Origin of the sequence: Gottfriedia sp. NPDC057991 (assembly GCF_042886615.1) — a bacterium.
GTDB lineage: Bacteria > Bacillota > Bacilli > Bacillales > Bacillaceae_G > Gottfriedia.
The window spans coordinates 77670-95678 of sequence record NZ_JBHVQN010000004.1; the positions used below are offsets into that span (position 1 = coordinate 77670).

15 protein-coding genes are annotated in these 18009 nt (G+C 34.2%); 4 read left to right on the forward strand and 11 right to left on the reverse strand.

The window, feature by feature from the left end; translation table 11 throughout:
- Positions 1-40 precede the first annotated feature (40 nt).
- Positions 41-784: a tRNA pseudouridine(38-40) synthase TruA gene (gene truA, locus ACFVR2_RS14835; RefSeq protein ID WP_387362950.1), complete on the reverse strand. Its 744-nt coding sequence runs from the start codon at positions 782-784 to the stop codon at positions 41-43.
- 230 nt (positions 785-1014) lie between these two features.
- Between truA and ACFVR2_RS14840 the strand changes: the two genes are divergently transcribed.
- From ACFVR2_RS14840 to ACFVR2_RS14850, 3 genes are all read left to right on the forward strand, one after another.
- The gene (locus ACFVR2_RS14840) at positions 1015-2133 is read left to right on the forward strand and encodes a CdaR family transcriptional regulator (protein ID WP_387362953.1); all 1119 of its coding nucleotides are present in this window, start codon (positions 1015-1017) and stop codon (positions 2131-2133) included.
- A gap of 86 nt (positions 2134-2219) precedes the next feature.
- Positions 2220-3632 carry a glycolate oxidase subunit GlcD gene (glcD, locus tag ACFVR2_RS14845; protein WP_387362956.1) on the forward strand — a complete coding sequence of 471 codons (1413 nt, stop codon included), beginning with the start codon at positions 2220-2222 and terminating at the stop codon, positions 3630-3632.
- Entirely contained in the window at positions 3629-4963 is a 1335-nt protein-coding gene (locus ACFVR2_RS14850) for a (Fe-S)-binding protein (RefSeq protein ID WP_335410490.1), read from the forward strand. Before glcD ends, ACFVR2_RS14850 begins: the two co-directional genes overlap by 4 nt.
- A 111-nt stretch (positions 4964-5074) precedes the next feature.
- On the opposite strand, the gene ACFVR2_RS14855 is transcribed toward ACFVR2_RS14850, so the two are convergent.
- From ACFVR2_RS14855 to anmK, 10 genes are all read right to left on the reverse strand, one after another.
- Positions 5075-6724, reverse strand: coding sequence for an Ig-like domain-containing protein (locus tag ACFVR2_RS14855; protein WP_387362960.1), 1650 nt, complete (start codon positions 6722-6724; stop codon positions 5075-5077).
- A gap of 469 nt (positions 6725-7193) precedes the next feature.
- The gene (locus tag ACFVR2_RS14860; protein ID WP_387362963.1) at positions 7194-8048 is read right to left on the reverse strand and encodes a MurR/RpiR family transcriptional regulator; all 855 of its coding nucleotides are present in this window, start codon (positions 8046-8048) and stop codon (positions 7194-7196) included.
- 202 nt (positions 8049-8250) lie between these two features.
- On the reverse strand, positions 8251-9141 hold the full coding sequence (murQ, locus tag ACFVR2_RS14865) for an N-acetylmuramic acid 6-phosphate etherase (RefSeq protein WP_387362966.1): 891 nt from the start codon (positions 9139-9141) through the stop codon (positions 8251-8253).
- 73 nt (positions 9142-9214) lie between these two features.
- Entirely contained in the window at positions 9215-10123 is a 909-nt protein-coding gene (locus ACFVR2_RS14870) for an N-acetylglucosamine kinase (protein WP_387362969.1), read from the reverse strand.
- A gap of 51 nt (positions 10124-10174) precedes the next feature.
- A complete protein-coding gene (locus tag ACFVR2_RS14875) occupies positions 10175-10486 on the reverse strand; it encodes a PTS lactose/cellobiose transporter subunit IIA (protein ID WP_387363860.1) in 312 nt (103 codons plus the stop codon).
- Between the two features lie 42 nt (positions 10487-10528).
- The gene (locus tag ACFVR2_RS14880; RefSeq protein WP_387362972.1) at positions 10529-11866 is read right to left on the reverse strand and encodes a 6-phospho-beta-glucosidase; all 1338 of its coding nucleotides are present in this window, start codon (positions 11864-11866) and stop codon (positions 10529-10531) included.
- Between the two features lie 403 nt (positions 11867-12269).
- Positions 12270-13559 (reverse strand): PTS sugar transporter subunit IIC, encoded by a 1290-nt coding sequence (locus ACFVR2_RS14885; RefSeq protein ID WP_387362975.1) that lies wholly within the window; start codon positions 13557-13559, stop codon positions 12270-12272.
- 37 nt (positions 13560-13596) lie between these two features.
- Positions 13597-13905, reverse strand: coding sequence for a PTS sugar transporter subunit IIB (locus ACFVR2_RS14890; RefSeq protein ID WP_387362978.1), 309 nt, complete (start codon positions 13903-13905; stop codon positions 13597-13599).
- A 187-nt stretch (positions 13906-14092) separates the two neighbouring features.
- Positions 14093-15187 carry a DUF871 domain-containing protein gene (locus ACFVR2_RS14895; protein WP_387362981.1) on the reverse strand — a complete coding sequence of 365 codons (1095 nt, stop codon included), beginning with the start codon at positions 15185-15187 and terminating at the stop codon, positions 14093-14095.
- Positions 15188-15198: 11 nt separating this feature from the next.
- Positions 15199-16347, reverse strand: a complete 1149-nt coding sequence (gene anmK / locus ACFVR2_RS14900; protein ID WP_387362984.1) for an anhydro-N-acetylmuramic acid kinase AnmK — start codon at positions 16345-16347, stop codon at positions 15199-15201.
- Positions 16348-16783: 436 nt separating this feature from the next.
- On the opposite strand from anmK, the gene ACFVR2_RS14905 reads away from it, so the two are divergent.
- On the forward strand, positions 16784-17977 hold the full coding sequence (locus ACFVR2_RS14905) for a M20 metallopeptidase family protein (RefSeq protein WP_387362987.1): 1194 nt from the start codon (positions 16784-16786) through the stop codon (positions 17975-17977).
- Positions 17978-18009: the final 32 nt, after the last annotated feature.

Consider the following 18009-nt stretch of genomic DNA (forward strand, 5'->3'; position numbering starts at 1 on the left):
GCATAGGACCCTAACTTCCAATGCTTTTTTTATTTTAAAGTTATGACTTAAATTCAATTCTCTCCAAATATAACCCACCAGGATCTGCAAGATTACTCACTTGAGCACGATCCTTGAATTCAATTATTTTTGGTATATTTTCAGTGTGTAACCTACCTGCTCCTACTTCAATTAGTGTTCCTACGATTTTTCTTACCATATTGTATAGGAAACCATTTCCGCTTATTCTTATTTGGATAAATCCGTCTTTCTTTTCGAAATCAATTGAGTAAATTTCTCGTACCATTGATTTCTTCTTAGACTTTGCATTTGAGAATGCTGTAAAATCATGCTCACCTAAAAAGTACTCGGCTGCAGTCTTCATTTTTTTGAGATCTAGTTTTTCTTCTACATGCATACTGTATTTGCGCATAAACGGATTCGTATATTCTTCATTCCAAATTTTATAGATGTACGTTTTAGCACTAGTATTATATCTTGAATGGAAACGGTCAGATTCAATCGAAACTTCTTTTATACTAATATCTTTAGGTAAATAACGATTTAAATAAGTTTTAATTTCTATTTCAGGCATGTTCTCTTTTATTTTAAAATTAGCAACCTGTTCAAATGCATGGACACCTGCATCCGTTCGACTACTTCCAATAATTTCAATTTCTCTTCCTACCATTTCTGATATTACATTCTCGATTTTACCTTGAATTGTATTTTCACCATTACCAAGCCTTTGCCAGCCTTTATATCGGCCCCCATCATATTGAATGACTAATTTATAATTGTTCATCTCTTGCTCCTTTATCTAACACTATGTATGTACTATTTTCCTTTTGATTCCACAGTACTGACCTTTTGTACTTCCTGCTCTTAATACTTTACCACTTTTTTATCACATATCCTATTTTTAGCCTATTGGCTCTATGTTCATAACTTTTTTCCCTTTTTCACAAACTACTTTTAGTAGAAATGAGTCATTTTACATTATACTAATAGTAACAATTGTGATAGGAGTTTGACATGGTACTTGATGAGTTGGCATTAAAGATCATTAATGAAGTTAGAAAGTTAATACAAGAGGATATCATTATTATTAATACAGATGGCATCATTATAGCAAGTACAGACCCGGCACGAACTGGTACATTTCATGAAGGCTCATTAATTGCAATTAATGAAAGAAAAACGTTTACGATCACATCTGATGATGAAAATCGTTTAAATGGTGTAAAGGCTGGCATTAATCTTCCTATTTATTTTCAAAATGAAATAGTCGGAGTAATTGGAATTACAGGAAATCCCGAGCAAATTTCCCCTTTTGGTGAAATGCTTCGTAGGATGACAGAATTATTAATTAGAGAAAACTATTATACAGATCAAATTGATTTGCAACAAAGAACATTAGAAGCATTTGTATTTGATTGGATTCAAGATATAGAGTGGGATGATTATTTTTATGAACGTTCTACCATGCTAAATATTGATTTAAATTATATTAGGCAGGTTATTATTTTTGAATGGGAAAATACCAATATGATCCCAATCGATACAAGACAACTAATAATTGATTTAGCGAACCGAAATAAAGATGACGTATTTGTTCGTTGGGGCAATAATCGAATTGTATTTTTGATGAAAGTTGACGATACGAATAAAGATATTCATAAACTACAAAGAATACATGATCTATATGAGATTATAAAAAGTCGATTAAACTCACCCATTGCTGCAGGCGTTGGGCAACAAATCACTCCAAAACAATTACATAAATCATATCATCAAGCGGCTCGGGCATTAAAAGTTGCATTAAAAACAAGTTCAATTATTTTTGATGAAGATTTAACAATTGATTTAATTCTGCAGGAACTTTCACAAGAGATTAAGAAAACATTTATAGAACGGACAATTGCACCAATATTAAGTGAAGAGGATTTATTTATTACAATTAAAGAATATATAAATCAAAATCAATCTCTTAAAAACACCGCACAATCCTTACATATTCATATAAACACACTTCTATATCGCCTAGGTAAAATTACTGAATTAACGAAATTGAATCCGAAAGATATCCAAGATTTAGTTAAATTGTATATCGGAACATACCTACTAGATGATTCTACAAAAAAACACCGATAAATGGTGTTTTTTCTGTATGTTCTTCTATAGTAAATTCATCTATTAACTCTTTATACTTGAAATAAGATAATGGGGGGAATTTATTTATGATTACAAATGACATTGCACAAAGTTTTATAGCAATTGTTGGAAAAGAAAATTATGATGATTCAAAAGTAGAGAGACTCGTATATTCTTATGACGCTACACCGAATTTGCAAGCTCTTCCGGATGCAGTCATTAGTCCTCGTTCTACTAAAGAAGTATCCGAAATTGTTAAAATCTGTAACGAACACCATATTCCGATTGTGCCTAGAGGCTCTGGAACGAATTTATGCGGTGGTACTTGTCCAACTGATGGTGGTATCGTTATCTTATTTAAACACTTAAACAATATTCTTGAGATAGATGAAGAAAACTTAACAATTACAGTTCAGCCTGGTGTAGTGACTCTGGATATGATCAATACAATTGAAGAAAAAGGTTTATTTTATCCGCCAGATCCAAGCTCAATGAAAATTTCTACAATAGGTGGAAATATTAATGAAAATTCAGGTGGCTTACGTGGATTAAAATATGGTGTAACACGTGATTATGTCATTGCTCTTGAAATCGTATTAGCAAACGGAGACATCATTCGAACTGGTGGAAAGCTAGCAAAAGATGTTGCTGGATATGATTTTACTCGTTTATTTGTTGGTTCTGAAGGAACTTTAGGTATTATTACCGAGGCTACATTAAAGCTTATTCCGATGCCAGAAACGAAAAAAACAATGCTTGCATTATATGATAGCATGGAAGATGCTGCCAAAACGGTTTCTAAAATTATCGCTAATAAAATTATTCCTACTTCCCTTGAATTTATGGATCAACCTACTCTAGAAGTAGTTGAAAACTTTGCGCAGATTGGGCTACCGACCGATGTAAAAGCCGTTTTATTAATTGAGCAAGATGGTCCTAAGGAAGTTGTAGACAGAGATATCGAATTAATAAAATCAATTTGTCAGCAAGAAAAATGTATTTCAGTTAGTGTAGCTAAGTCTGAAGAAGAAGCAGTAGCATTACGTACGGCTAGACGCTCTGCTCTTTCAGCACTTGCACAATTAAGACCAACAACAATTTTAGAGGATGCAACTGTCCCTCGTTCTAAAATTGCTGAAATGGTCTCTGCAATTAATGTGATTGCTGAAAAACATAATGTAAAAATTTGTACATTCGGTCATGCGGGCGATGGAAATCTACACCCTACTTGTCCTACCGATGCTCGTGATCACGAAGAAATGGAACGCGTAGAAATGGCATTTGCAGAGATATTTGAAAAAGCAATTGAACTAGGTGGCACGATTACAGGTGAACACGGTGTTGGAATCGTAAAAGCCCCTTACCTTGAATTAAAGCTTGGTAAAGAAGGCATTAACGCAATGCTCGCTGTCAAATCAGCTTTAGATCCGAATCATATTATGAACCCAGGTAAGGTCTTTGCAAAAGACAGTCGTAAAAGAATGGTGGTGTCAAAATGACAACACTTCAAGAACAACAAGCTATCGGACAACAATTTAAAGAGCGTATGAACGAAGACGAGCTTTTAAACTGTATGCGATGTGGTTTTTGTTTACCGAGCTGTCCAACTTATATTGAATCTGGTCAAAAAGAATCACACTCACCACGTGGACGCATCGCTTTAATGAAAGCAGTAACGGACGGATTAATTGAACCAGATGAAGATGTGGAACGTACACTTGAGCTTTGTCTTGGATGTCGTGCATGTGAGCCTGTTTGCCCTTCTGGTGTGAAATACGGTCATTTACTAGAAGAAGCTAGAGATATTATTGCTCAGCACAAAAAACATTCACTTCCTGCACGAGCTGTTCGTAAAGTTGTATTTAAAGAACTTTTCCCGCATCAAAAACGTATGAGACTTGCAGTTGGTCTATTAGGTTTATATCAACGAACAGGCCTTCAAGTCGTTGCAAGAAAAGCTGGAATTATGAAGCTAATCCCTAACAATTTATCTGCAATGGAAAAGGTTTTACCAAAGGTCCCAACTATGAAACAAATGAAGTCACGCCCTGACTATTTGCCACCATTAAAAGAAAAAGTAAAAAAGGTTGCTTTTTTCTCTGGATGTTTAATGGATACAATGTTCTTAGAAACAAATAATGCAACGATGAAGCTTTTACAATTAGCTGGTTGTGAAATTGTCATTCCAAAAGACCAGGCATGCTGTGGTGCATTACATGGTCATAGTGGTGAAAAGTCGATTGCGAAAGATATGGCAAAGAAAAACATCGAAGCCTTCGAAAATCTCGGAGTAGATTATATAATTACTAATGCAGGTGGCTGTGGTGGTTTCCTAATTGACTATGATCATCTTCTTAAAGACGATCCAATTTGGAAAGATCGAGCTCTTTCGTTTAAAAATAAACTAAAAGATATATCAGAAATTCTAGTAGAAGTTGAGTTTCATAATAAAGTAAAATTAAGTTTACCAGAACAAATTATCACGTATCAGGATTCATGCCATTTAAGAAATGTTATGAAAACCGCTTCTGCTCCAAGAACATTATTGAAGTCAATTCAAAATGTATACTACCACGAAATGAAAGATGCAGATCGTTGCTGCGGCTCAGCTGGTATATATAATATCGTCGAATCCGAAATGTCGATGCAAATACTAGATTACAAGATGAAGCAAGCAACAAAAACACAAGCTACTACAATTGTAACTGCTAATCCTGGATGCTTATTACAAATGAAGCTAGGTGTAGATCGAGAGAATCAATCAGAACATGTGGAAGTAGTACACATAGTTGATTTACTTTTAAAAGCCGCTGAATATAAAGCAAATTAATTCTAAAAAACACAAGGAACTTTAATCCTTGTGTTTTTTACTGCCCTTCTATGTGTCATATTTTATACAATAAAAAGGCCAAGGAATAAATCCTTGGCTCCCATGTAAATATTAATGTCTTACAACTGTGTATGTTGCAGCGGCACTAGTATTTCCTGCTTTATCTTTTGCAGTTACAGAAATGACTGTTCCTTTTTTCTGTGCTTTGATACTAACTGAATAAACTCCACTAGTGTTAGTTGTTGCAGATCCTAATACCGTAGAACCTTTTTTAACCGTCACAATTGAACCTTTTTCAGCTTTTCCAGTTACTTTTAAATCATTGTCGTCTACTTTATTAATTGTTGGTTTACCTGGAGGAATTACATCAACGACAGTTACAGTAGTTGCCACACTTGTATTTCCTGCAGCATCTTTAGCTGTTACTGTTAATTTAGTACCAGCTACTTGAACAGCGATTTTCGCTGAATACGTTCCAGTAGTTGTAGCCTTTACAGTCGCTAGTGTTGTTGTCCCTCTTTTAACCGCAACAGTAGAACCAGCTTCCGCTTTACCTGTTACAACTACATCGTTATTATCAACTCTGTTAACAGTTGGTTTTAAAGGCGCAATTACGTCTACAACTTTTGTTGTTCCAGCAACACTCGTATTCCCAGCTGCGTCTTTAGCATAAACACTTAAAGTTACTCCGGCTTTTTGAACAGGAATCTTAACCGAATAAGTTCCAGTAGATGTTGCTTTTGTAGGAGTTCCTAATACCGTACTACCGTTTTTAACTGTTACAGTAGAATTGGCTTCAGCCTTTCCAGTAACGACTAGATCATTATTATCAACTTTATTTACAGTAGGTTTAGAAGGTGCAATAACATCAACAACTTTTGTTGTCCCGGCAACACTCGTATTCCCAACATAGTCTTTAGCATAAACACTTAAAGTTACTCCAGCTTTTTGAACAGGAATCTTAATTGAATAAGTTCCATTAGATGTTGCTTTTGTAGGAGTTCCTAATACCGTACTACCGTTTTTTACTGTTACAGTAGAACCGGCTTCGGCCTTACCAGTAACGACTGGATCATTATTATCAACTTTATTTACAGTAGGTTTACTTGGTGCAACATTGAATAATGTATAGACTCCATAATCATCATCTTCGGTATTATCATCGTATTCATCATTATCATCATCCCATGCAACTACATAGTATGTACCAGCCTTAGCTTGATAGTATTGCTGTTCAAGATCAGTTTCTTCATCATAATCGTAACCTAAATAAACTAAGTTATTATCTTCAACAAAATCTTTTTGATAAATACCCATTGCTAAAATAAGATTTTCTGAACCAAAAGAAGTTCCACCTAACGTAATTTTCCCATCGGTAGGTACAACGATTTTAAAAAAGTCTTCATCATACCTAGGAAGCGATTGGCCGTACATAATTGCACCAATTGGTAAATCATTTGCTACATCAAAGTCATCATTTACTTCTTGTTCGTCCAGTTCTTGAATCTCATCATCTAGAGTAGTATAATTTGATAGTTTTATAGATGATTTATTAGTAAAGCGAGTAAGTTGTGATTTTAAATCAAAATCATTAAATGTATGAAACTCCTTTGCCCCTGTCGGAAGCAATTTTTCCACATGACTCTTGCTACTTTTCTTTAATAACTCATAGTTGTTTCCTTCTGCATGAGCAGTTGTGAAAGATAATGGTGAAGCTAATAAACCTAAAGTTGCTAAAGATAAAATTCCCTTTTTCATCATAATGTTCTTTCCCCTCTTTTTCCGTTCATTATAGTGAACCCCATATTAGTATCCTTTAATAATTAGCTATGTGCAATAAAAATTTTGCATTATACTAATAAAATTTTATGACCACCAAACAGTGCTCAGGCCAAAGTAATTTACTACTCTTTGTATCAAGGCTATAGTAGTATGGATACTTGTTCTGATTGTAACTAACAACTTGCTGCGTTTCTGATGTTACCTCCCTTAAAATGGACCACACCAATCACATTAGCATGATCGTTTTTTCTGCCTTCCCAAAAAGCTTTCTAATCCTCCTTTGTATTTTTGATGTTAACCATATTCTACCAACTTACCCTTTCATTTTTTTGAGCACCCAACTGCACATCATAATAACTCTCTTAAAAATAAAAAGCACAAAGAACTTAGATTCCCTTGTGCTTTTATATAAATTGCCTATTCCCTGTTTTAGCCTTGAACCTTACTTTTACTTTTTTAAAGAAAAAATAGCTGTTCTTGTTTGATCGATATACTGAATTGTTTGATCGTACTCTTGTGTTGCGACAGCCATAAACAAAATATCGATGACATGTAGTTGAGCCATCCTTGATGACGTTGCTCCACTTCGAAAAGTTGCTTCCCGATGTGGAGAATTGAATAATTTAATGTCCGCTAAATTTGATACAGAGTTTGAACCAAAGCCCGTGATACTAATAGTATTAACGCCGTTTTCCTTGGCAATTTGAACAGCTTTTTGAACCTCTAGCGTTTCTCCAGAAAATGAAATTCCTACTAAGACATCATTCTCCTCATGGTTCGCTATTTGGACAGCTAACAAATGCAAATCAGTAAATGCAGATGTATATTTTTTTATACGCAAGAACTTTTGCTGTGCATCTAAGGCAACTACCATTGAGCCACCTACTCCAAAGAAATAGATATTTCTAGCTTTTGTTAAAGCTTGTACCGCTTCTTCCAAATCACTCACATTAATAATATCGCTAGTATCTTTAATTGCTTGAATATTGTTGTTCGTCATCTTTTTAATGATGGAAGCAGTTGATTCTCCTAAATTGATATCTCTTGACCCTACCTCTGTTGTCGTGATGATATCACCTGCAATTCGTAGCTTAAGCTCTTGAAATCCTTTAAGGCCTAATGAACGACATAATCTTATAATTGCAGAATTACTGGTTTGACTTTTTTCTGCAAGTTCAAAAACTGTATATTGAATTGATTTTTCCGGATTTTCAATTATATATTTAGCCGCCCTTCTCTCAGAAGGTGGAAGTTTATATAGCATTTCCTTTAACATGATTAAACCGCCATTTAGTGCATTCATTTAATCTACTCAACTCTCTCTTCATTTGTATAAAATGATAAATGTTAAAAATCTTCAACCGGCATTTTTTAACTTTTTTAATCGTTTTCGCAATATGATTACAACCAAATTATAAAGTATAAAATAGAAAAGCTGAATCATATTTTTATATGAAATAGAAAGGCGACATCTAGTGTAAAAATGACTAGTTGTCGCCCTTTAATTAATTTTTTACTACTTTGCTAATAAAACCCCTAGCTTGATTCAAACTGATCAATGCTTCATCATAATTCATTCCCGTTAAAATCATAACGATTGCTACTTTCGTTTGATTATTTGCTTTTTGTAAGTAATTACTTGCCGTTTCATAATCACAGCCAGTGGCTTCAACAATTATCCTTTTCGCTCGATCAACTAGTTTACTATTCGTTAATTGCAGGTCTACCATTAGATTTTTATAAACTTTTCCAATTCCAATCATTGAAGCCGTCGAAATCATATTACAAATTAACTTTTGAGATGTCCCAGCTTTTAGTCGGGTAGAGCCTGTTAACACTTCTGGCCCATTATCTACTTCAATTTTTTGGAAGGCAACCTCTCCAATTTTTGATCCTTTATTACATGCTACCGCTACAGTTTTTGCTCCAATCTTGTTTGCATACTTTAAAGCACCTATTACATAAGGCGTTCGACCTGATGCTGCAATACCGATCACGATATCATTTTTTGTAAGGGATATTCGTAATAAGTCTTCCTTACCTAGTTCTTCGCTATCTTCGGCACCTTCAACAGCTTTAATAAAGGCTCTTTCTCCGCCTGCAATTAATCCAATGACTTCACTAGGATTCGTTCCAAATGTAGGCGGGCATTCAACCGCATCTAGCAGACCAATTCGTCCGCTTGTACCAGCCCCTGTATAAATTAAACGTCCTCCGTTTTGAAATGCTTCAACAACTAGTTGAACTACCTTTGAAATGATCGGAATTTGTTCTCTAACTGCTAGAGCCACCTTTTGGTCCTCTTCGTTCATTATATTTAAAAACTCATCGACGCTTAGTTGATCTAAGTTACTCGTACGCTTGTTTCTAATTTCGGTTGTTAAGTTCTCTAACACAATTACACCTCAATCATTAGGCAGGATTTTTACTCTTTTGTACTTCCTGCTCTCCTGTTATTACCGCACTTAATTATTCCTTACGTGAATTTACTTCTTTCATAGCTAATAGATATCCTCCAAAGGTCGAAGAGATTTCGTCTGTGTAAAACGTTACTGTTGGATAATGCTCATGAATTGTTTGAATAAACGTTTTCTGAACGACTGGTATTCGACTTAGAATACTTCCTTTTATTGCAACTCGTGGCTCTTCTCGAAGATTTAACTTTTTTATGGCTTGGATCGTCGTTTTCCCAAGAAGTTGACCAGCTCTTTCTAGAACTGATAAGGCCATTAAATCACCCATACTGGCCATTTCAACTAAAAATGGAACATGTGAAGCAATCTCGGTTTTTGTATTGTGATAAATATATTTTTTAAGTTCTTCAGCTTCTTTTAACTGCAATTTTTCCAGCATTTTCAAAGATAAATAACTTAAAGGAATACCTTCATCAAATTCCTGTGTAATCTTTTTAAAGATTTCCATGCAAATCCAATATCCGCTTCCTTCATCCCCTAGAAGATGACCCCATCCCCCTGCCGTAACAGTCCGTTCTTTATGCATTCCGATACAAATTGAACCCGTACCAGCGATTGTTAATACACCACTTTGTCCATTTAGTAATGCTGCGTGTGCAATTTGTGCATCATTAACAATTTTAAAAGGGATACGAAAAGCATCATTTAGTGCCTTTTCTAAAGGACCCCGATCTTTCACACCACCAATTCCAGCAATTCCTAAAAATAAGAACAGGCAATTCTCTTTTGATAAAGGGCTCAAGCAATTTTCAATTGCTTCTATAATGTGATTAATTCCATCTTCTTCATTGATTAGTAAATTACTAAAACCAGAATAACCTTGACTAATAATTTCACCATCTAAATTATAAGCGATAGCCTCTGACTTAGTTCCTCCACCATCAAGACCTATAACATATTTCACTAAAACTGCCCCCTACCATCTTTCATCTATTCTATTACGATATGAATCGTTTTATTTCTCGGCTAATTTTTTATGTAAACGAATGATATGCTCTATTAGCTTTTGTTCACTCATTGCAGTCATTAAATGATCTTGAGCATGAATCATTAATAGAGACTTTTCACATGGCTGACCATTTAATTCAGCTTGTATTAAAGTCGTTTGTGTTTTATGTGCATAACCAATTTCTTGGTGAGATTCTTCAATTAAGCGATCTGCTGTTTCAAAATCATTTTTTTCTGCAGCCTCTAATGCCTCGTAAGCTAGTGATCTTGCATTCCCACCGTGTGATATAATTTCAAAAATTTCTTGTTCGTTAGTCATCATTATATTCATACTCCTTAAGTATTGTTTTTTTATTTAGCCTTATTGAATTACCAATTCTTCTTTATAAAATAATGGTAAGTATTCTTTATGAGCATCTAAAAGTGCATCTAGTACATCCTTTGCAACTTCATCACTTGGAACTAATGGATTAATTGTTAGTGCCAATAATGCCTTCTCATAGGATCCAGTAACAGCCGCCTCAGCTCCAACTCGTTCAAATGATTTAATCTGCTGAACTAATCCATTTATTTGAGGTGGTAATTCACCGACTGATATCGGAATTGGTCCTTGCTTTGTAACGATACAATTTACTTCTACAGCTGATTCATTCGGAATCCCTTGTATTGAACCATTATTTTGAACGTTTAATACTTGGATATCTTTTTTATCGTTATATATAGATGTAATTAAACTACAAGCGGCATCACTGTAATAAGCTCCACCTCTTTTTTCAAGCTGAGGCGGCTTAATAGCTAAATTCTCATCTTTATATAATTCAAATAAATCATCTTCCAACTTCTTAACGACCTCTGCTCGAGTAGTGCCTGCTTTAAAAGATTCTAATTCTTCATCTAATATATGTTTCGTTTTGTAATAGTAACGATGGTATGGACAAGGAAGTACACCTAATGACATAAGAAATTCTTTTTGCCACGGTAATGGTGCGATATTTTTCATTGTCATTTGTATTTCCGGATTCGCTAATAATTCTAATACATGTTCAGTCACTTCTTTTCCATCAACATAAACATGAAGTCCATAAACCATATGGTTTAATCCAGCAAAATCAATATGTACACGACTTAAATCCACTTCTAATAATTTAGCAATCGTCATTGTCATATTAATTGGTACATTACAAACTCCAATCACTTTTTTATGTTTACTATATCGAAGTAATGCTTCTGTAACCATTCCAGCAGGATTTGTGAAGTTAATCAGCCATGCATCAGGGCATAGTTGCTGCATTTCTTCAGCAATTTCAAGTAATACAGGTATTGTTCTTAAACCTTTAAAAAGACCACCTGCACCGTTCGTTTCTTGACCAATCATACCGAATTGTAAAGGGATACGTTCATCTTTAATTCGTGCCTCTAGTAAACCTACTCGCATTTGAGTCGTTACAAAATCAGCATCCTTTAGCGCTAACTTTCGGTCTAACGTTAAATGAATCTCCATTGGAACTCCTGCTTCTTTTACCATTCGTTTAGCTAAATTACCAACAATCTCTAACTTTTCCTTGCCTGCTTCTATATCTACCAACCATAACTCACTTACAGGTAACTCGTTATATCTTTTAATAAAGCCTTCTACTAATTCTGGCGTATAACTAGAGCCGCCGCCTATTGTTACGATTTTAATTCCTTCTTTACTCATAATTGTCTCACCTCAAAATAGTTTATGAACTGAAAATAGTATTCTTTTATAGTGGGAATAACAGAAAATAACTCATTACTGTGCAAACAGCAGTAGAAATTAAAATGAATTTTAGTGCTTGTCTTCTATTCTTGTATTTCCCCTCAAGCTTTAAAACGACAAAGGGTAAACCGATACTACAAGCAATACTATTTGCAATAAATAATGATGTCTGATAGGCAAATCCTATTTGTTGAAATAGAGGACAAAGTATTAAATTGATGATTATTACGAAGGAGAAAAATATAATTGCACTTTTATAATTAAACTTTATAAACCAACTAGATTCTTTCAAACTGATCACCCTTAATTTTGGAATAAAGAAAGGTCGAACTGTTTTATTAACAGTCCAACCTTCTCTCATTTATAATGTAAGACTAGTTTTTTCTGTTAAGGTCGTTACATTCTCTTCTTGTGCAAGCTTATTATCATAAACTTTAAAGAATGGTAGATACACAAAGAATGAAATTGCGATGTTAATGAATACTAGCACAATCGCTCTCCAGTCTCCACCAGTAGATAAATATGCCCCAATTGGTGCAGGTAATGTCCAAGGAACCATGATATACGTTGGCCTTACAAACCCTGCAACTGTAGCAAAATATGATAATGTTGCTGTAATAAATGGTGTTAATACAAATGGAATAATTAAAATTGGATTTAATACGATTGGTGCACCGAAAATTACTGGTTCATTAATATTAAAGATACCAGGAATAATTGCTGATCTACCTACAGCTTTTGTATATTGTGATTTTGAGAAAAATAACATTGCTAATACTAGTCCAATCGTTGCTCCAGAGCCGCCAATCCAAATAAACCACTGGAAGAATGTTTCAGGTGCTACGTGAGGAATAGCATGTCCAGCTGCAACAGCTTCAGCATTTTTTGCTAAATATACCTCCCAAAGTGGTCTTGCCACAGTACCAACAATTGAATCTCCATGAATACCAAAAATCCAGAAAAACGTAATAAAGAATACTGGTACTAATACTCCTCCAAGACTGTCTCCAGCACTAACTAAAGGAGAGATTGCTTTATCAACTAAACTATGTAAATCAATTTTAAATACAACAGTTACTAAAGTTAATACGAGAACAACAAAAGCAACCGGAATTAATGATTCAAAAGAACGTGCCACTGATGGTGGAACCGAATCTGGCATTTTAATTGTAATTTTCTTCTCTTTAAAGAATCTCAAAGACTCTACAGAAAAGATTGATGTACACATTGCCACGAATAATCCATGACCACCCATATTGCCCATCGGTAATACCATTCCAACTTTATCAACTAATTGAGGTGTTAAAGTTAATAAGAACGCAGCAGCCGATAATTGAGCACCTGATAAAGGATCCATCTTGTAGTTTTTCGATAAGTTATATCCTATACCGTAAGCAATATATAGCGACATAATATACATTGTTAAACGATATGGAATTAAAATTTCAAAAACATGCTTTTTTGCCCAAAGTGAGATCGCCCACTTTTCCGGTAATGGAGGAAAAGCAATAATTAAGAATAAAGAACCAATAATAATAAAAGGTAGTGCAGAAATAACTCCATCACGAATTGAACGTAAATGTTTTTGCTCAGAAATCTTTGCCATTGGGCCAGAAAGATTATTTTCCATAAAATTAATAAAACCGTTCATAATTCTCCCCCTTTTTCATTTTTGATAACTACTAAAATTATTTTTTAGTAATCTCTTGTACCATTGTTAATAGCTTTGGTCCACCAAGCGGTGTGTAAGCCATAGGCGGTATTACTTCACATGGAACATTTGCTGCATCTGCCTCTGCTTTAAAGCTTTCAAAACGGTGACGAACTTGTGGTGCTACCATCGCAACGTCCCAACCATTTTTAACTTCTTCACCAAACTCTTGAGTTCCCACTGCTTGTACTTCCATTTGAATACCGTTTTTTTCTGCTTCTTTTCTTAATGCATTTACAACGATTGCACTAGACATTCCACCTGCACATACAAATAGTACTTTCATTTTTCTTCCTCCTAGATCTAGACATATTAAAATTCCAAAAATACTAAATACATAAAATACTGAAAACGTTTTCTATGAAGTTATTATATTCTTACCAAAAAAAAATTTCAATATTTTCTGAAAAAAAGTGAAATAAAATTTCAAAAAGATGTAAAAAAAATTTCACATCTTCTTAAATAATGATCATTTAATTTTCCTTAAACTGAAATTTACTCCAAGGATGTAAGAAATCTAGTAGGAAGATTTCTTCATCCGCAATACGTCCAACTACATTCGTTTTCCCAGAATTCTCCATATCCTGCAGTGCTATTTGTAATTCACCTTTATACTGTCCATATAATTCATTTTCTATTAAAATATCTCCTCTACGAATAGGTGGAGTATAAGTAGGTTTAAACTCTTCATCTCTATATTTAACGCGAGATTGCGTTGAACGAATTAAGTAATCTGATACGTCCCCGCGGTAAAAATGAAACTCATCTAAAACAATCTTTTTCTCTAAATCTGTAATTGAATCATGCAAGTCAATATTTAGTGTAAATAAGTCTTTACCGTTCTGATTTAGCTCCGCAAGTTGTTTGAACTCTTCTTCAGATGCATAAGCATTTGCGATAATAACATCATCAATTAAATCTGAATAAAATAAATGTTTCGCTTGAGTTACGACAGATAAATTACGGTGCATCTCTAACGTACAGAGACCTTCTGAAACAGGCCACGGTCCGTATGTTGCAGCTTGTGAATTAATAAATGCTGCTGTACGAATACCATGCTTTTTAAACTCCTCACTACATTTTACAAAATGTGAATAGCTCAAACCTGCATAACGATGAGGATAAAAATTATGAGATCCGATTAAATTAGATTGATTTGGCTTATAGGCTAATATATTTTCTAGATATTTCGTAGCATTACTCATGTTAATCTCAATTTTTAACCCATATGGATTATAAGTCATAATGGACTCTTCATTCCCAGTAAATCCCATATCAAGTCTTATTCCATAAGCTCCTAAGTCAGCAAAAAATGATAAGTCATTATAAGAAATATTTAATGTGCCAAATACTCGAGGAGCAATATCAACAATTACTTCCATCTCTAAACTATTTGCATAATCAATTATTTCTTTAAACTCTTTTAAAATCTGTTCCTTGTCACCATTAACCGATAATAAACAAGTAAAGATTCGTTTAAAACCATATTGATGAGCTAATTTAATATAAGCCTTATCTTTTTCAACAGTTGAATGCTCTGGATAAATTGAAATTCCTAATTTTTTCACGATTAATCCTCCTAGTATGGTATTGGTGTAATATTTCCTAAAACAACTAAACGATTTGCCTTTGTTGCTCCAGGTACATTACTTGGTAAACCGTTTAAAGTTTCATTTGCTAAAATCGCAAAGGCAATTGCTTCTTTTGCGTCCGAAGAAAAACCAATATCTTCTTGAACTAATACTTTCGAATCCACACCTAATAATTCTTGAAGCATGCGTAATAGCGTTTTATTATGACTACCTCCGCCACCTACAATTACTTCATCAATTGGATGGTCTGGTAAAATAAACTTTTTATAATTTTCAGCGATCGATTTTGCAGTAAACATCGTCATTGTAGTCACTAAATCAATCGGTGAAATATCACAAAACTCTTCCAAAATTTCATCAACAAACTGTGTACCAAATAACTCTCTTCCTGTTGTTTTAGGTATAAGTGCTAAAATATAAGGAATACTCATGCATCTTTCTAGTAATCTCTCATTTACATTACCTTTAGCAGCCAAATCACCATTAGCATCATATGGAACGTTAAAATAGCGCTTACAAATTTCATCTATCATCATATTACCTGGACCTGTATCAAAGGCTACCAAATCATCGATTGTAGAATTCCTTGGAATGATCGTAACATTACCGATCCCACCAATATTTTGTAATAAACGAGTTTTAGTCTTACTTTTATAAAGTAATAACTCAGAATGTGGAACTAAAGGCGCTCCATACCCACCAGCTGCCATATCCATCACTCGAAAATTAGAAACAACTTTCGTGTTTGTTTCATATGCAATAACCGCTGGCTCTCCTAACTGCAATGTAGATTGAATGAAATTCCCATGAGCTTCAGGCTGGTGATATATCGTTTGACCATGCGAACCAATAAACTCAAGTTGATCTAATGAAAATTCGTTTTTACTACAAATTTCCTTTACTGCATCTGCAAAAGCATAGCCAAGCTTAAAGTTTAAACTACATAAATGCTGAGCGTTTGAAGAAACAAGTGTAATCGCATCTTGAATTTCTTTTAATAAACCTTCCTCAAGAGGAACTGTCATAAAATCAATCAATCTTACTTCTGTCTCTGGTCCACATCCAGTGATTTCTACTAAAGCTGCATCGATTCCATCTAAAGATGTACCCGACATTAATCCAACCGCATATCTCAATTCATTCACTCCTTCATATTTTTATTACTAATACCTTAAAACAGAATTTCATTTTTGTAAAAGAAAAGAATGAAAGTTTATTTAGAATTTTTTAAAAAGTAATCTTTAATGTTTATAAGTAATCTGTGAATAGAAAGTGATTTTTATAGACTTATTTAGACGTAACACATCCCCCCTGATACATTTCAAATCTAAAATAATAAATGTCTCCATAGTGAATTATTACTCATTCCATCCTCTCCCATAAAAATAATACTTAATAAAAAATCGGTATAAGATAATTTCTAAAAATCCTTTCATAACTTTGATAAAATAGGCATAATTATCTTAAACAAATTAGTAACTAGTAAAAAAGTATTGAATGAGGAACAGAATAATTATACAATTCTTTACATAATCAAACAAAAAATCTTTATAACTATAAGGAGAATCTAAGATGAAGCATTTAGAAACACAAATAGATGAATTAGCAGATCAATATTCTACGGGACTAATAGAGATCCGTAGACATTTGCATATGTATCCGGAATTAAGTAATCAAGAATTTCAAACAACGACTTTTATCAATCAAGAATTAGAAAAAGCTACTATCAAAAAAATACAGTTGAATAGTCAAACAGGAACTGCGGCCGAGATAAGTGGCAATGCAGGGCCGATTGTTGCACTCCGAGCTGATATTGACGCACTTCCAATTCAAGAAGAATCTGATTTACCATTTCGTTCAGTTGTTGATGGAATCGCTCATATGTGTGGACATGATGTTCATACTACTATTACACTCGGAGTTGGATTTATTTTACAGGAGTTGAAACACCTGATTCCTGGTACAGTTCGATTGATCTTTCAACCTGCTGAGGAATCAGAAGGTGGCGCTGAGCAAATGATCGCTGAAGGCTTACTTAACGATGTAAAAGCAATTATCGGACTTCACAATATGCCGGATCTCCCAGTAGGTACGATTGGAATTAAAGAAGGCTTCCTAATGGCAAGTGTTGATGATTTTGCAATTACGATTAAAGGGAAAGGCGGACATGCAGCACTTCCTGAAAAAGCAATCGATCCGATTGTGATTGGCAGCGCAGTTGTCAACCTACTACAAACTCTAGTTAGCAGAACAATTTCTCCAAAAGAATCTGCTGTCATAACTGTTGGATCGTTTCAGTCAGGGAATACAAATAATGTAATCCCTGAATTTGCAGTTTTAAAAGGCACAGTTCGAACTTCAAATGAAACAATTCGAAAGCAAATTCAAGAAAACTTTCAAACACTAGTTCAAAACCTTGTACATTCACTTGGAGGAGAAGTAGAGATAGATTATCAAGTATTACTGCCACCAGTATTTAACCATTCGAAGGTTACATCAGTAGTACGTGAAGCAGCAATCTCAACAGTCGGAGTAGAAAATGTTGTGACTGCAGAATCGACAATGGGCGGAGAAGATTTTTCATTCTATCAACAAAAAGTCCCTGGTTCTTATATATGGTTAGGCTCTGGAAATAAAGAAAAAGATAGAACGTATGGATGGCATCACCCAAAATTTATGGTCGACGAAGATGCAATAAAAATTGGTGTAAAACTAATGGCACGATCAGTATTAAAACTATTAACGGATACAACTCTTGATAAATAATAGACAAAAAAGTGAAATCATTGATTGAACAA

Coding starts and splice junctions, on each gene's coding strand:
- truA (WP_387362950.1), bottom strand. CDS start 784: ATGAACAATTATAAATTAGTCATTCAATATGATGGGGGCCGATATAAA.
- ACFVR2_RS14840 (WP_387362953.1), top strand. CDS start 1,015: ATGGTACTTGATGAGTTGGCATTAAAGATCATTAATGAAGTTAGAAAG.
- glcD (WP_387362956.1), top strand. CDS start 2,220: ATGATTACAAATGACATTGCACAAAGTTTTATAGCAATTGTTGGAAAA.
- ACFVR2_RS14850 (WP_335410490.1), top strand. CDS start 3,629: ATGACAACACTTCAAGAACAACAAGCTATCGGACAACAATTTAAAGAG.
- ACFVR2_RS14855 (WP_387362960.1), bottom strand. CDS start 6,724: ATGATGAAAAAGGGAATTTTATCTTTAGCAACTTTAGGTTTATTAGCT.
- ACFVR2_RS14860 (WP_387362963.1), bottom strand. CDS start 8,048: ATGAATGCACTAAATGGCGGTTTAATCATGTTAAAGGAAATGCTATAT.
- ACFVR2_RS14875 (WP_387363860.1), bottom strand. CDS start 10,486: ATGACTAACGAACAAGAAATTTTTGAAATTATATCACACGGTGGGAAT.
- ACFVR2_RS14880 (WP_387362972.1), bottom strand. CDS start 11,866: ATGAGTAAAGAAGGAATTAAAATCGTAACAATAGGCGGCGGCTCTAGT.
- ACFVR2_RS14885 (WP_387362975.1), bottom strand. CDS start 13,559: ATGAACGGTTTTATTAATTTTATGGAAAATAATCTTTCTGGCCCAATG.
- ACFVR2_RS14890 (WP_387362978.1), bottom strand. CDS start 13,905: ATGAAAGTACTATTTGTATGTGCAGGTGGAATGTCTAGTGCAATCGTT.
- ACFVR2_RS14905 (WP_387362987.1), top strand. CDS start 16,784: ATGAAGCATTTAGAAACACAAATAGATGAATTAGCAGATCAATATTCT.